The organism is Streptomyces sp. SID14436 (assembly GCF_010548465.1).
Classification (GTDB): Bacteria; Actinomycetota; Actinomycetes; order Streptomycetales; family Streptomycetaceae; genus Streptomyces.
The window spans coordinates 1-13,793 of the sequence record NZ_JAAGMD010000119.1; the positions used below are offsets into that span (position 1 = coordinate 1).

Sequence of the window (13,793 nt, forward strand, 5' to 3'; positions counted from 1 at the left end):
GCGGCGGTGCCGTCGCGCCGGGCGCGCCGCACCCCGTGCTTGGCGAGCAGACCGTTGGCCACGGTCTGCACCGTCCTGTTCGCCGGTGCGGTCATGCCCCGGGACGTGTGAGGGGCGTACCGGGCCTCGTCCCCGTGCACCGTCAGCCAGCCGGTGAGGGTGCGCATGCTCAGGCCGACGCACCGGGGCCCGAACGCGTGCGCCAGGAACCCGGCCCGGCGCCCGCCCGGCGGGAGCAGCCCCGGCGGCGCGGTGAGGCGCAGCCCGGCCTCGTCGTGCCCGGTGACCCGCACCGGCAGGACGACGGGGTGACCGTCCGCGCCCCGGTAGGCCAGCAGGCGGTGAGGGAGGGGAGCGATCTGCCGGGCGAGCCCCGGGACGCCGACGCGTGGGGCGGTGCCCTTCGCGGGGGGCCGCTGCGGGTCGGGCGGACGGGGCCAGGAGGGGCCCGCGACCGTCATCGGCCCGCGGGCCGAGAGGTCGGGCCAGGTGGCGAGCCGTGCCACGTCGATGTCGACGAAGACCCGCTCCTGGTGGTACTCCCGGAGCAGCCAGTCCCACACCGTCCCCCGCTTGGCCCGGCCGAGGAAGTCCTCGGAGGCGTCCATGACGCGGGCGAGCCGCCGGGCCGAGGGTGACAGGTCGACGGACGCGCTGCCCTGGGCGAGTACGTAGCCGTCGTGGGCGGCGAAGCCGTGCAGGCGTGTGTGGTAGGCGACGGCGACGTGGGGGTCGTGCAGGATCCGCTCCAGCTTCTTCGGGAACCCGAGCGAGGTGGTGAAGCCGACCCTGCCCGTGGCGCGGTCCACGATGCCGACCGGGGAGACGCTGGTGACCACCGCGCCTCCGGCCGGGGTGAGGTAGGCGACCGCGACGGTCAGGTCCCCCGCCATCACCTCGTGCGCCTCGTCGGACCAGGACAGCGGACGTCCGGTCATGAGGTCTCACCCCGCAGGGCGCGCAGGTCCTCGGCCGCCCGGCTGCGCATGGCCGGTACGAGGTCCTGCACCGGTCCCGGCATGTCCGCCAGCATCGACCGCACCTCGGCCGGTGTGCCCGCCTCGTCGAGGAAGCCGATCATCAGGTGCCCGGCCACCGGCGGTGTCGTGACGACCACCTGGTGGGCGAACTCCTCCCACTCTGCGGCGGTGATGCGGTCGCGCAGCACCGGGAACAGGACGGGCTCCTCGTGGGCCAGGTGGTCCCGCACGCTGTCCCGCACCGCCACGGCCGCCTCGCGCAGCACGGGACGAACGTCGTCGCGCAGCCCCGCCCGGACGGGGCCGACCCCGTGCCCGGCCGGCTCCGTGTCGGCGCCGGCCGCCGCCTGGCCACCGGTGGTGAGGTCCACGGCGGCGAGGCGGTCGAGCGCGTCGTCCAGACGGTCGTGCTCCTGGCTGAGCCGGTGGAGCAGGTGCTCCGTCTCCGGTGCGGCGGCCACGATCCGCGGCCACAGCAACGCGTCCTCGGTCTCGTGGTGATGACGCAGGTGCGTCACGACGAACTCCCGCAACTCCGCGAGCCTGCCGGGGTCCGCCGAGGGGCGGTCGACGGCGTCGACGAGCAGGTCCGTGGCCAGCCGGTGGGTCGCGTGGGTGAGCCGTGTCTGCGTGATCGCCGGGGAGTCGGTGGAGTCGGTGGAGTCGGGGGAGCCGGGGGAGTCGGAGGCGTGCCGGACGGTCTCGTTCATGAGGGCCTTTCACATGTGAGGGGGGCGGGTCGATTGCAGGGGCGCAGGGGCGCAGGGGTGCAGGGGTGCAAGGGCGCAGGGGTGGGCGGTTTCTGCCGCGTGGGTCAGACGTCGGCGGAGCGCTTCGCGTCGGGCGGCGCGACGGGAGCCACCGAAGTCACCGGACCCGCCGGACCCGCCGGACTCGCCGGATTCACCGGACCCGCCGGATCCACCGCACCCGCCGGACCCGCCGGATCCACCGAAGTCACCGCACCCGCCGGATCCACCCGACCCCCTGGATCCACCGACGCCCCCGGTGCCACCGAAGCGGTGTCCGGGGCGGTGACGGCCCCGGCTGCCCGGGGGCCGCTCTCGCTGAGCCCGAACCGGCTGTGCACCCTGCGCAGGAAGCCCGGGGCGTACCAGGCCGAGTCGCCCAGCAGCCGCATCGCCGCGGGGACGAGCACACCGCGTACGGCGATCGCGTCGATGAGGATGGCCAGCCCGCTGCCCAGGCCGAACAGCTGCATGAAGCTGATCTCGGCCGTGCCGAACGCGAAGAAGCTCACCGCGAGCAGGGCGGCCGCCGCGCTGACGATGCGCCCGGTGTGCCCGAGACCGTCGACCACGGCGGTCTCGTTGCTCTCGCCCAGGTCGTGCAGCTCCTTGATCCGGCTGGTCACGAACACCTCGTAGTCCATCGAGAGACCGAAGGCGATGCAGAACATCAGCACGGTCATCGACATCTCCATCGGCTGGGCCGTGAAGCCGAGCACGGAGGAGAGGTGGCCGACCTGGAAGATCGCGGTCATGACCCCGAGGGTCGCCGCCAGACTGATCATGTTCAGGACCAGGGCGCGCAGGGGCTGCAGGACACTGCCGGTGAACAGGAACAGCAGCACGAAGGTGGTGAGGACGACCAGGGCCGCGGCGAGGGGCAGCCGGTCACCGATGGAGTCCTTCGAGTCCACGAGCTGCGCGTCGGGCCCGCCCACCAGGGGCTCCGTGCCCGCCGGCCCGGCGACCTCCCGTACCTCGCGTACCAGGTCCTGCGCCTCGTCCGAACGGGGCTCCAGACCGCTCACCACGGTGATCCGCTCGGCGTCGGGCCGGCCGAGGGCGGGTTTGCCGGAGCCGTTCTCCGCTTCCCGCCCGGCGGCGTAGGTGCCCCCGCTGGTCTCGACGCGCTCGACCCCCCGGAGTGCGGCCAGTTCGGTCGCGTACGACTCGAGCGGGCCGGCGGCCACGGGTGCGTCGATGACGACGACGAGCGCCGACTCCTCGTTGCCGTCGAAGTTCTCCCGCAGGGCCGTGGAGACCTGCCTGCTGGCCGTGTCCTCCGGCAGGACACGCTCGTCGGGGACGCCGAAGGTGATGCCCAGCAGCGGGCTCGCGGCCAGCAGCAGGACGGCGAGCACGGGCAGCGCGGTGATGCCGGGCCGCCGCATCACGGTGCGGGCCAGCCGGCCCCAGAACGGCTCCCGCGCACCGGCCCGTTCCCGCTGTCCGGGCCGTCCGGCCCACGGCAGCCGCCCGCTGTTCACGCGGTGTCCGAGGACGGCCAGCAGGGCCGGCATCACGAACAGGGTGGCGAGGGCCGCGATGGCGACGACCCCGACCCCGGCGAAGCCGAACGAGCGCAGGAAGTACTGCGGGAAGACGAGCAGCGCGGCAAGGGCCGTCATCACGGTCGCCGCGGAGAACGCGACCGTCCGGCCGGCGGTGCTCACCATGCGCCGCACGGCGTCGTCCACGCTCGCACCCGCCGCGAGCTGTTCCCGGAAGCGGCTGACCATCAGCAGCGCGTAGTCGATGCCCAGCCCCAGGCCGAGGGCCGTGGTGAGGTTGGTCGCCGAGTTGGCCACGTCGGTGACGTCGGCGAGCAGCGAGAGCTGGGCGAACGAGCCGATGACGGCGATGAGCGCGATCGCCAGCGGAAGCAGGGCCGCGACGACACTGCCAAAGACGAACAGCAGCAGCACCAGGGTGAGCGGAATCGCGATGGCCTCGGCCAGCAGCAGGTCGTCGACCACCTGCTGCGACAGGTCGTTGCCCACGGCGGCGCCGCCACCGGCCCGGACGGACAGCCCGCCCTCGTGCGTCGTGGCGTAGGCGTCGATGACCTTCCCGGCGCGTTCCCGCAACTGGGTCTCGTCACCCTCGACGTGTGCGAGCACCATGGCTTCGCGGCCGTCCCGGGAACGCAGGTCGGGCAGGCCCGTGTCCCAGTACGAGACGACGGCGGTGAGCCCTTCCTCCTTCTTGAGGTCCGCGACCAGGGCCCGGCCGCCTTGCTCCGCGGCCGGATCGTCGACGCTGCCGCGGTCCGTGCGGACCAGCAGGATCAGGTTCGTCTCCCCGCCGAACTTCTCGTCGACGGCCTTCGCCGCCCTGGAGGACTGGGAGGCGGGGTCGTCGAAGCCGCCGCCGAGCAGCTTGTCGAACGCGCCTCCGCCCAGCGCCCCCATCAGCGCCACGGAGGCGACGGCCACGACGAGTATCAGCCGGGACCGGCGGATCGCCAGTTCGGCCAGGCGTTCAAACACGTCACAACTCTCCTTCTGAGCACACCCTTGGGAAGGCGACGCGGGTCGGCCGGACGTCAGAGAGGCCGGCGCGATGCTCCAGGAACGGGGAGCCGTCCGGCCGGTCGGAGGGGCACAGCTGTGCGCGCCCGCCGTCGCCGGACTCGACGCTAGTGACGCGACGGAGATTTGAGCAGTAGTAGATTTACTTGACACTGTCAGATTGCCCGAACGCCCTCTGTGAGGTCACCGCATGCCCGCTGCCGCGCCCCCGCCCGCCCCCTCGTCGCTGCGGCAGCGACGCCGGGCCGTCGCCACCCAGGAGATCGTCGACGCGGCCGAGCGGCACATCGACCAGGAGGGAGCCGCGGCCCTGTCCCTGCGGGCCGTCGCCCGCAGCATCGGCATGACGGCCCAGGCGCTCTACCACTACTTCCCGAACAGGGACGCCCTCGTGACGGTCCTGCTGGCCAAGGCGTACGAGGACCTGACCGACGCGGTGCGGGCCGGCGTCGACGCCGCCGAGGACGAGCCGGACGTGCCGCGCTTCGTCGTGGCGGCCGAGGCCTACCGCCGGTGGGCGGTCACCCACCCCGAGCGGTTCCAGCTGCTCTACGGCACACCGCTGCGGAACTACACGGCCCCCGTCGACGGGCCGACCACGCGGGCGGTACGACAGCTGAGCGCGATCTTCCAGCGCGAACTGTTCGGCGAGTTCAGCGCGGAGCGCCTCGCCGCGGCCGGCCCCGTAGCGCTCTCGCCCGGCCTGCGGGCCCATCTCGAACAGCTGTCAGCGGACCCGGACGCCCTGCCCCCGCCCGCGACCGCGCTCCTGGTGAGCGCATGGGGGCACATGCACGGCCTCGTCGTCCTCGAGGTGTTCGGACACACCTCCTTCATCGGCGAGCACCAGGCCGACATCTTCCACATGGCGATGCGCAACCTGCTGGAGGACGTCCACCGCCGCATCCCCGACGGGGCCGGGAAGGGATGACACCGGCGCTGAGTGTGACGGGGATCACCGACGCCACGGCGACGACTTCTCCCCACCCCGGCAGTCAGACCAAGCACAAGCACGAGCACCGCGAGCACAAGCGCAAGCACCACGAGCATGAGCACGAGCACACAGACACCCGCACGCCGAACCGGAGACGAGGCACCGCATGACCACCAACGCCGCGAAGGGACCCGCCAGTTATTTCCCGTCCATCGAGAAGAAGTACGGGCGCCCGATCGCCGAGTGGAAGGACCTCATCCGCACGTCGCCGCTCACCCGGCACATGGAACTCGTCACCTGGCTCAAGACAGAACACGGCCTGGGCCACGGCCACGCCAACGCCCTGGTCGCCCACACCCTGGCCGAGGACAGCGCCGCCGGGTAGGGCGGGAGGCGGCCCGAGGCGTGTCCCGGGAGAGACCCGCCCCCACCCGACCCGATCGGGCACAGCATGTCGGGTCGGGGGAGGGGCCCGCTTCCTAGCGTGGTGAGCGTCATCAAGGAAGGACACCGGAGTGCTGGACCGCCTCAACCAGATCCTGGAGCACATCGAGGACCGCCTCGACCAGCAGGTCGACGTCGCCGAACTGGCACGCCTCGCGGCCACCTCGGAGTACCACCTGCGCCGGATGTTCTCCGCGCTCGCGGGCATGCCGCTGTCGGAGTACGTACGGCGCCGCAGGCTCACCGTCGCGGGGGCCGAGGTGCTCGCGGACCAGGAATCGCTGCTGGACATCGCGGTGCGCTACGGCTACGGCTCCGGCGAGGCGTTCGCCCGGGCGTTCCGCACGATGCACGGCATCGGACCGGGCGAGGCCCGGCGTACCGGCGCGGCGCTCGTCTCCCAGCCCCGGCTGGCCTTCCGTCTCACCGTCGAAGGGAGCAGCAGCATGCGCTACCGCGTAGTGGACCGGCCCGACTTCACCGTCGTCGGTCTCAAGGCCCGGGTACCCCTGGTGCATTCGGGACCGAACCAGGCGATCATCGACTTCGTCCGCGGCATCGACCCGCACCTGTCGGAGCGCCTGGAGAAGCTGTCCGACCAGGACCCGCGGGGCATCGTCGCCGTCTGCGACGACCTGGACCCGAGCCGCGCCGAGGGCACCGAACTCGACTACTACCACGGGGTGGTCACGTCGGCGGAGGCCCCGGAGGGCACCACGGCGCTGCCCGTCCCGGCCGGCACCTGGGCCGTCTTCACCACCTCCGGACCGGCCCCCGAGGCCATCCAGGAGCTGTGGCGGGACGTCTACACGCAGTGGTTCCCGTCCAACCCGTACCGGACCCGCCCCGGCCCCGAGATCCTGCGCACCCGCCTCTCCGCGGACGGCACGGAGGCCGAGGCCGAACTGTGGCTGCCGGTGGAACGGGAGTGACCGTGCCGGACACCGCCGACGGGCCCCCCGGAGGAGGAACCGTGGCCGGCCCCGGCCGGAACGACGACATCGAGCACCGCGGCCGGGTCGCCCGCGAGGACGCCGGTCACCGGGCCGGCACCGAGGACCGTGACGAGGCCGAGCTCCGCGAGGCGGTCGAGCGGGCCGAACGCGCGACGCGGTCCAGCTGGCGGGTGATGGCCTGGACGACAGGAGTGCTCGGCTGCGCCCTGCTCGCCTTCGTCGTCCTCTGCGGTGTCGCGGTCATTGCCGGTGTCTACGTCGTGATGGCGATGCGCCCCTGAGGAACCGTCACGTAAGGAAACCCAGGGCCGGGCGTGGACCGGGAGGGGAGCCGGTCCTCAACCGCTCTGCCTTCGCGGGTGGTTGAGGACCGGCTCCTGAACGGGCCGTCGGGAACCGCGCGCGCCCGCTCACGAGCTGGTGGCGGTCCCGCACTCCGTGTCGTCCGCCTCCCGCATGCGCGTCTCCATCGACTTGCTCCGGTCGTACGGGTCGACCCGCGGACCGTCCGGCGGGGAGGCGGAGCGCTCGGCGCCGAACGGGGGCTCGTAGTACCCGGTGACGGCGTCGCACCCGCCGTTGGTGGTGTCGGACCGGTACGACACGAGGGAGAAGGTGCCCGGCTCGATGACGACCTTCTCCGGGTCGTCCCAGCTCAGGACGACCTCGCGGCGCACGATGGTGCGCACGATCTCGTCGCTCCCACCGGTGGCGGGACGGACCGGATACACGTAGGTGACGTCCGTGCTCACCTCGAGCGCACCGCGCTCACCCTCCCGGTAGGTGATCCGCCCCCGCGTCTTGACGACGTCCCCGACGAGCCGGACCTTCGACTTCTCGAACCGGCTGAACAGCATCAGCGGATCGTTCTCCCGGCTGGGCGTACGGAACGCGGTCGCCACGTACTCCTGCACGTCCTTCTGGTGCGGATTGAGCAGCGCGATCGCCTTCGTCGGCCGCTCCCCGCGCAGTACGCCGGGGTCGAGACTGGACGCGGCGAGGAAGTCCCGGGTCGTGCTGAGCGCCCGGGCGACCTCGCTCTTGCTCATCCAGCCGGTGGCCCGGGCCTCGGGAACGGTGATCCCGGCGGTCCCGGCCTGCCACCGCGCGGCCGGCGAGCCTCTGAACGGCGCTTCCGGAGTGGGGCGTTGAGCCGCCCGTTCCGTCGGCGGCGCCTCGTCCGGCCGTTCCGACTCGGCGGCCAGCGGCGTGCTGTCGCCGCCCCCGCCCCCGAACCACCCGACGACCCGCCCCGGATCCAGGGCCACGACCAGCAGGGCGGCGGCAGCCAGCAGACCCACGACGTACCAGACCTTGCCGCCCCGCCGCCGGGGCGGCCGGTGGCTGCGCCACGGCTCCGGCGGGCCGGTCTCCTCCCGCAGTCGCCGCGCCACCATCCGGGCACGTGCCGAGGGTTCCTCGGGCGCGCCCGGCGTTCCCGCCTCGGCTTCCTTGAGGAACCGCTCCCACTCCTCGTCCGGTATGGACTCCCCGCCCTTGCCCACGCTGGGCCCCCGCCCTTGTCCCGTAGCCGATCCCGTCCCGGGCCGGGGGCGTGTGAACAACCGCCCCACCGGCCACAGAACATGATCTCCACCCGTGGGCCCACGGCTCAAGGCGCCCATGTGACAGTTCTGCTCCGGTCGGACGGCCCCGGAGAGGGCGCGCCTGACCGGAGCAGGACTCAGGACAGGGCGGACGAGGTGGCCCAGTGGGCCAGGCGGACGACGGGCGAGCCGAGGCCCGCCCCGCCGCCCGCGCCGCTCCTCAGATCCCGGCGAACGAACCCTCCGGGCAGTCCCGCAGCCGCAGCCGGTCGGTGTAGGCGGGGCCGTCGCGGAGCACGGCGAGCCGGGCCCGGGTGACCAGACCCGTGCTCTGATCGTCCGCGTCGCACAGGACGAGGTGGTCGACACGGGCACCGGCCATGAGGGACAGCGCCACCTCCACCGTCATGTCGTCACGGACACGCGGCCCGGACGGGCACCTGCCCTCACCCACGGCCCCGGCGACGGTCCGGGTCAAGCGATCCACTTCACGGTGCTGCGCCTGAGTCGGCGTCATCCTGAGCCTCCTGCGGAAGAGTCGGGCGGGCGGGTGGTGGCGGTCCCGGCGGACAAGGGTGCCCAGGTGCCCGGGCCCTGCTGTGGAGCCGTCAGGCAGCAGAATCGAAGCCCTTGCGCGACGGGGACGACCCGCGGCGCGCGCCCTCGCCTGCCGGCCGACCCTGACCCGTGCGGCCCTGACCCGTCCGGCCCTGACCGGCACGCCCCCGGCGACCGCGGCGACGCTGGGACGACGACGCGCTCCGGGGACGCTCCACGGGCGGCGCCGCGATGACGACCGGGACGCCCGAAGGCGCCTGGGCGCCGGTGATACGGCTCAACTCCTCCTCGCCGGACCGCACCTGGGCGATCCGGGGCGTGATGCCCGCCGCGTTCATCAGCCGGTTCATGTCCCGACGCTGGTCGGGGGTCACCAGGGTGACGACGCTGCCGGACTCGCCGGCGCGCGCCGTGCGACCGCCGCGGTGCAGGTAGTCCTTCGGGTCGGTGGGCGGGTCCACGTTGACGACCAGGTCGAGGTCGTCGACGTGGATGCCGCGTGCCGCGACGTTGGTCGCCACCAGCGCCGTGACCTGCCCGGTCTTGAACTGGGTCAGAGTCCGCGTGCGCTGGGGCTGGGACTTGCCGCCGTGCAGGCCGGCGGCGCGCACACCGCTGTTCAGCAGGTGCTTCACCAGCCGGTCCACGGCGTGCTTCGTGTCCAGGAACATGATCACGCGACCGTCGCGGGCCGCGATCTCGGTCGTCGTCCGGCGCTTGTCCTCGTCGTGCACGTGGAGCACGTGGTGTTCCATCGTGGTGACCGCGCCCGCCGACGGGTCGACGGAGTGGACCACCGGGTCCGTGAGGTAGCGGCGCACGAGCAGATCGACGTTGCGGTCCAGGGTGGCCGAGAACAGCATCCGCTGCCCGTCCGGGCGCACCTGGTCCAGCAGGGCGGTGACCTGCGGCATGAAGCCCATGTCGGCCATCTGGTCGGCCTCGTCGAGGACCGTGATGTCGACGTCGCCCAGCCGGCAGTCGCCGCGGTCGATGAGGTCCCGCAGCCGTCCGGGCGTCGCGACGACGACTTCGGCTCCGGCGCGCAGCGCGCCGGCCTGCCGGCCGATGGACATCCCGCCGACGACGGTGGCCATCCGCAGGCCCACGGAACGGGCGTACGGGGTGAGCGCGTCGGTGACCTGCTGGGCCAGCTCGCGGGTGGGCACGAGGACCAGCGCGAGCGGCTGGCGCGGTTCGGCACGCCGTCCCGCCGTCCGGGCCAGGAGGGCGAGGCCGAAGGCGAGGGTCTTGCCGGAACCGGTCCGGCCGCGGCCGAGTACGTCGCGGCCGGCCAGGGAGTTCGGCAGGGTCGCCGCCTGGATCGGGAACGGCACGGTCACGCCCTCATGGCCGAGCGTGGCCGAGAGCTGCGCGGGCATGTCGAGATCGGCGAACGATTCGACGGCGGGCAGCCCCGGCGTGATCGTCTTCGGCGGCGCGAACTCCCCCTGGAGGGAGCGTCCGGCCGACCGGTTGCCCTGGCCCTTCGAACGGCGCTGACCGCCGCCGGAGCGACCCGCTCCGGAGCCGCCACCGAAACGGGCGTGGGCGCGGGACGTACGAGTGCGTTGCATGCGAAACAAAACCTTCCTTGATGCGGCGCGCACCAAGGAATTCCCGCAGCAGACGAACAGCGCAGAGAATCTCGAGACGAGCCGAATTCGATGGGGGCGGACAGGCCGACCGGGAATGATCACCGATCGGTGGTGCGACGGATTCTGACGTCACACGCCCCGGTAAACATCAGCGAGCCGGGGCCCGCACCCCGAGGGTGCGGGCCCCAGCTGGCGAAAACGCGTGAGTGCCGGTGTGTCAGGCGACGACGATGTTCTCGGCCGTCGGGCCCTTCTGGCCCTGAGCGATGTCGAAGGACACCTTCTGGCCCTCCAGCAGCTCGCGGAAGCCCTGGGCAGCGATGTTCGAGTAGTGGGCGAAGACGTCGGCGCCGCCGCCGTCCTGCTCGATGAAGCCGAAGCCCTTTTCCGCGTTGAACCACTTCACGGTACCAGTAGCCATTTGATTTTCTCCTTCGGAGACGGTGTCAGAAATTCACCGTGTGTGAATTCCTGGTCGCCGTGATGATTACCCCGTCGGAAATAAACCTTCTGGCCAACCACACCTGCAACTGCTATCGACAGTAGCACGGTGCGATCGCCCCTGCACCGTCGATAACCACCCTCCGTCCGTCACCGGGAAATACCCGCCACGCCCCGCACCCTATTTCTCCTGCCGCGGATACAGATATGGCCGGCCGCCGGCCCGCACGTCTCCACCCCGCGGATCCGCCCACAGCGCGCTGACCTCCACACTCACCGGCGCACCCCCCGGCCACCGCCCCCGACGGCCCCCGTACGCCGACGCCGCGGGACAGCGCACGGCGCGACTTAGGTCACACCCGCCGGTGAGGCACGCTGGAGGCATGCGGACCCGACCGGTACTGGTCTACGACGGTGACTGCCGCTTCTGCACGTCGTCGGTCGCAGTCCTCCAACGCCTGCTGCGGGCGGACTGCACCACCACCCCTTGGCAGCACGCGGACCTGACCTCCCTCGGCACCACCGAGCAGCGGGCCACGTACGAAGCCCTGTGGATCACCCCCACCGGGACCGTGTACGGCGGAGCACAAGCGGTGGCCAGACTCCTGCTCCGAGCGGGCAAGGGCTGGGCCTGCCTGGGCGCCCTGCTCACCCTGCCGCCGATGCGCCGGCTCGCACACGGCGTGTACCGCCTCATCGCCGACAACCGAGACCGCCTGCCCGGCGGAACGGCAGCCTGCGCCCTCCCACCCGACCGACGGGGCCGACCGTAGTAAGCGACGACAGGAGAGTCCCAGCCCCACCACCCGGGATGCGTCACTCACCCCGACTCCTCAGTCCTGATCGGCCTCCACGCCCGCCGTATCGCCGATGGACGAACAACTCCCGCCGGCCCGCCCGCCCTGCGCATCCCGCCGTTCCGCCGGCAAGCGCCCCCCCGCGGACCGCTATGCGCCGGGAGCCCGGTACTGAACCTGTTCGGCCCGGCGCAGGGCCTCCAGGGTTTCGTCGACCGTCAGGAGCACAGTCGTCTCGAAGGAGCTGAGCGCACCCCCTCCGCTGATCGCCAGGGCGACCGAGGCCATGGACACGTTGTCCGGCGCCTCCCACAGGTTGTAGCCGTCGTGCGTGCCGAAGGCGTACCAGAAGCCGTGGAGCTTCCCGCCCACGGACTCGATGTACGACCGAGCAGCCTGCGCCCGGTCCTCCGGACGGCTGATCAACCGGGCCCACGTCTCCGGCGTGTAGCTGAATCTCGTCAGGTAGAGCGGCATCGTGTCTCCTCTTCGTCTCTACGAGGGATGCCGTGCCGGGCCGCGGTCACACCGCAGGCGCGCCCTGCGTTCCCCCGATCGGCCGGGAACGGAGACTGACCCCGCCACAGCCGGCGGGTGCCAGCCAGGAACTCGGCTCAGACGTGCCTTCGATCCATGTGAACCCCACGGTGCGAGAGTTGTTGGCGTTGCCTTGTCCGTCTGCGCCGTGGCCACGACGAGCCGACCGCGATCTGCACTGCCGTGTCCGTGATCACGGCGGCAGCTGTGTATGCGCACGCGGAGTCGCGAAAGGTGCATGGCCCGGCACGAGAGGGCTCCAGGCTAGACCCAGTTCGCCCAACCGAACGTGAACTTGTATGCGGCGCGCACGGCGTCCCGCCCTCGGCTCCCTGCCGGAAGCGCCCCGCAGAGAGCGGCAACGAACAGAGCGGCGAAGGCCCCTCCGATGATCGCGCCGGTCCGGGGTGACCAGACCACTCCCACGAAAACGCTCGCGATGACCACGATCACCAAGCCCCAGTGCGCAACGGGCAATTCCACGCGGAACAGGTTGCGCATGGCGCTATGTGATGCCCGCACGTCCAGGTTGTAGCGCTCTCTCGCCGCATCAGGATCGGCGTGCGCCCCTTCCGGCCAATGCTGTTGCCCCGACGTCCTCCGCCCGTCCCGCGTGCCATGAGCCTGGCTGCCGTCCCCTCCGGCGGAGCCTGCGCCCACGACCCGACGACGCCCACCGGAGACTCTTCCCATCCGTCACGGCCCCATATGTCGGTGGCTTCGTCTACCTTCCCATCATGACGCTGAACGAAATCACTCGATCTGCGGTTCTGCAGGCCGTTGCGGAGTACGACCGGCTCGGCCGGGACGCGTTCCTGGAGCGATACGGGTTCGGACCGTCGCGCAGCTACCTGCTCGAGATCGACGGCAAGGAGTACGACTCGAAGGCCATCGTCGGGGCGGCACACGGCTATCTGCCCGGACGGGACCCTCTGGGACGCGACGAGTTCTCCGGCGGCAAGGACCATGCTGCCAAGCTGTTGAGCGACCTTGGATTCGACGTCGTGGTTCGCACGGCGGGCTGATCCCTGAAGGGCATTGAGTTACGTGTTGTGCCGTCCCCGACAGTTCTTCCTGTACGCCTGTGTGTAACCCGGTGATGTCAGCCGCCGGATGTCAACGGAACAGCCCCGGCAAGGGACAGACCTCCAGCGGTTCATCCGGCCGGTCCGCCCATTGCCACCATGTGCCTGCCGGCGCACCGCCAGAGAGAGCGACAGACCCTCCGGCCGTCGTCATCTCGTCGGGCCAGCACAAGACCGCCGGAGTTCGAGGGCTGGTTGCACTCAGGACAGGATGGGGCGCATGCGGCGCACCTTAGCGGAGCTGCGTCTTCGTCCCGAAGCAACTCGGGGGCGCCTGAGCGTGAGCCAAATGCATCCTCACCTGCTGTGATGGCGCGCAGGTGTCTGACACTTCTTCGCTGCTGTCAACCGGCCAGAAGCGGACGTCAAAGGCCCCGGACCAAGATCGGTCCGGGGCCTTTTGGCTGGTGCCCCCGGCAGGATTCGAACCTGCGACACCCGCTTTAGGAGAGCGGTGCTCTATCCCCTGAGCTACGAAGGCATCCGGGCCGCGTGCGTCGGCCCCGTGGTCCGCGGGACCACAGGCGTCAGGGTACCGGATCGGGGTCGGCGGGTGGGCCGGTCGGGGCCCGGGGCGGGGGCTGCGACCGGTACTCGCCGGGGTTCCGGGAGCCGAGGGCGGCGTCCTGTCGCGGC

Annotated in this window: 15 protein-coding genes and 1 tRNA gene; 6 read left to right on the top strand and 10 right to left on the bottom strand. The window is 71.7% G+C overall.

Translation table 11 applies throughout. From position 1 onward, the window contains the following. The 3 genes from G3I53_RS04345 to G3I53_RS04355 form a co-directional block, all read right to left on the bottom strand. The coding region (locus G3I53_RS04345; RefSeq protein WP_164438034.1) for a hypothetical protein at window positions 1–938 on the bottom strand (938 nt) is incomplete at its 3' end. After that, complete coding sequence (locus G3I53_RS04350; protein ID WP_164337934.1) at window positions 935–1,690, bottom strand: hemerythrin domain-containing protein; 756 nt, start codon at window positions 1,688–1,690, stop codon at window positions 935–937. The genes G3I53_RS04345 and G3I53_RS04350, both read right to left, overlap by 4 nt. 104 nt (window positions 1,691–1,794) lie before the next feature. Next, on the bottom strand, window positions 1,795–4,218 hold the full coding sequence (locus G3I53_RS04355) for an MMPL family transporter (RefSeq protein WP_164337933.1): 2,424 nt from the start codon (window positions 4,216–4,218) through the stop codon (window positions 1,795–1,797). Window positions 4,219–4,450: 232 nt separating this feature from the next. Between G3I53_RS04355 and G3I53_RS04360 the strand changes: the two genes are divergently transcribed. From G3I53_RS04360 to G3I53_RS04375, 4 genes are all read left to right on the top strand, one after another. Continuing rightward, entirely contained in the window at window positions 4,451–5,191 is a 741-nt protein-coding gene (locus tag G3I53_RS04360; protein WP_164337932.1) for a TetR/AcrR family transcriptional regulator, read from the top strand. Between the two features lie 169 nt (window positions 5,192–5,360). Then, a complete protein-coding gene (locus G3I53_RS04365) occupies window positions 5,361–5,579 on the top strand; it encodes a DUF4287 domain-containing protein (RefSeq protein ID WP_164337931.1) in 219 nt (72 codons plus the stop codon). Between the two features lie 130 nt (window positions 5,580–5,709). After that, window positions 5,710–6,570: an AraC family transcriptional regulator gene (locus G3I53_RS04370; protein ID WP_164337930.1), complete on the top strand. Its 861-nt coding sequence runs from the start codon at window positions 5,710–5,712 to the stop codon at window positions 6,568–6,570. A 41-nt stretch (window positions 6,571–6,611) separates the two neighbouring features. Continuing rightward, on the top strand, window positions 6,612–6,875 hold the full coding sequence (locus tag G3I53_RS04375) for a hypothetical protein (protein ID WP_164337929.1): 264 nt from the start codon (window positions 6,612–6,614) through the stop codon (window positions 6,873–6,875). Between the two features lie 129 nt (window positions 6,876–7,004). Here G3I53_RS04375 and G3I53_RS04380 read toward each other — a convergent pair whose 3' ends face one another. The 4 genes from G3I53_RS04380 to G3I53_RS04395 all read right to left on the bottom strand — a co-directional run bounded on the left by G3I53_RS04380 (window position 7,005) and on the right by G3I53_RS04395 (window position 10,718). Continuing rightward, complete coding sequence (locus G3I53_RS04380) at window positions 7,005–8,099, bottom strand: hypothetical protein (protein ID WP_164337928.1); 1,095 nt, start codon at window positions 8,097–8,099, stop codon at window positions 7,005–7,007. 262 nt (window positions 8,100–8,361) lie between these two features. Further along, on the bottom strand, window positions 8,362–8,550 hold the full coding sequence (locus tag G3I53_RS33605) for a hypothetical protein (protein ID WP_239063550.1): 189 nt from the start codon (window positions 8,548–8,550) through the stop codon (window positions 8,362–8,364). A 199-nt stretch (window positions 8,551–8,749) separates the two neighbouring features. After that, window positions 8,750–10,276, bottom strand: a complete 1,527-nt coding sequence (locus G3I53_RS04390; protein ID WP_164337926.1) for a DEAD/DEAH box helicase — start codon at window positions 10,274–10,276, stop codon at window positions 8,750–8,752. Between the two features lie 238 nt (window positions 10,277–10,514). Continuing rightward, the gene (locus G3I53_RS04395) at window positions 10,515–10,718 is read right to left on the bottom strand and encodes a cold-shock protein (RefSeq protein WP_019329653.1); all 204 of its coding nucleotides are present in this window, start codon (window positions 10,716–10,718) and stop codon (window positions 10,515–10,517) included. A gap of 403 nt (window positions 10,719–11,121) precedes the next feature. Here G3I53_RS04395 and G3I53_RS04400 point away from each other — a divergent pair, with 403 nt between their 5' ends. Beyond that, window positions 11,122–11,511, top strand: a complete 390-nt coding sequence (locus G3I53_RS04400) for a DUF393 domain-containing protein (RefSeq protein WP_164337925.1) — start codon at window positions 11,122–11,124, stop codon at window positions 11,509–11,511. A gap of 174 nt (window positions 11,512–11,685) precedes the next feature. Here the strand turns inward: G3I53_RS04400 and G3I53_RS04405 are convergent, their stop codons facing one another. Together G3I53_RS04405 and G3I53_RS04410 are read right to left on the bottom strand one after the other, a co-directional pair. Beyond that, the gene (locus G3I53_RS04405) at window positions 11,686–12,012 is read right to left on the bottom strand and encodes a GYD domain-containing protein (protein WP_164337924.1); all 327 of its coding nucleotides are present in this window, start codon (window positions 12,010–12,012) and stop codon (window positions 11,686–11,688) included. Window positions 12,013–12,336: 324 nt separating this feature from the next. After that, the gene (locus G3I53_RS04410) at window positions 12,337–12,573 is read right to left on the bottom strand and encodes a hypothetical protein (RefSeq protein WP_203592503.1); all 237 of its coding nucleotides are present in this window, start codon (window positions 12,571–12,573) and stop codon (window positions 12,337–12,339) included. Window positions 12,574–12,809: 236 nt separating this feature from the next. Here G3I53_RS04410 and G3I53_RS04415 point away from each other — a divergent pair, with 236 nt between their 5' ends. Beyond that, on the top strand, window positions 12,810–13,097 hold the full coding sequence (locus G3I53_RS04415; RefSeq protein WP_164337923.1) for a hypothetical protein: 288 nt from the start codon (window positions 12,810–12,812) through the stop codon (window positions 13,095–13,097). 465 nt (window positions 13,098–13,562) lie between these two features. Here the strand turns inward: G3I53_RS04415 and G3I53_RS04420 are convergent. Further along, window positions 13,563–13,638, bottom strand: a tRNA-Arg gene (locus tag G3I53_RS04420). Window positions 13,639–13,793: the final 155 nt, after the last annotated feature.

Bases quoted from the DNA above. Each gene is read 5' to 3' on its own strand.
- G3I53_RS04350 (WP_164337934.1), bottom strand. From the start codon at position 1,690: ATGAACGAGACCGTCCGGCACGCCTCCGACTCCCCCGGCTCCCCCGAC.
- G3I53_RS04360 (WP_164337932.1), top strand. From the start codon at position 4,451: ATGCCCGCTGCCGCGCCCCCGCCCGCCCCCTCGTCGCTGCGGCAGCGA.
- G3I53_RS04365 (WP_164337931.1), top strand. From the start codon at position 5,361: ATGACCACCAACGCCGCGAAGGGACCCGCCAGTTATTTCCCGTCCATC.
- G3I53_RS33605 (WP_239063550.1), bottom strand. From the start codon at position 8,550: ATGACGGTGGAGGTGGCGCTGTCCCTCATGGCCGGTGCCCGTGTCGAC.
- G3I53_RS04390 (WP_164337926.1), bottom strand. From the start codon at position 10,276: ATGCAACGCACTCGTACGTCCCGCGCCCACGCCCGTTTCGGTGGCGGC.
- G3I53_RS04395 (WP_019329653.1), bottom strand. From the start codon at position 10,718: ATGGCTACTGGTACCGTGAAGTGGTTCAACGCGGAAAAGGGCTTCGGC.
- G3I53_RS04400 (WP_164337925.1), top strand. From the start codon at position 11,122: ATGCGGACCCGACCGGTACTGGTCTACGACGGTGACTGCCGCTTCTGC.
- G3I53_RS04405 (WP_164337924.1), bottom strand. From the start codon at position 12,012: ATGCCGCTCTACCTGACGAGATTCAGCTACACGCCGGAGACGTGGGCC.
- G3I53_RS04410 (WP_203592503.1), bottom strand. From the start codon at position 12,573: ATGCGCAACCTGTTCCGCGTGGAATTGCCCGTTGCGCACTGGGGCTTG.
- G3I53_RS04415 (WP_164337923.1), top strand. From the start codon at position 12,810: ATGACGCTGAACGAAATCACTCGATCTGCGGTTCTGCAGGCCGTTGCG.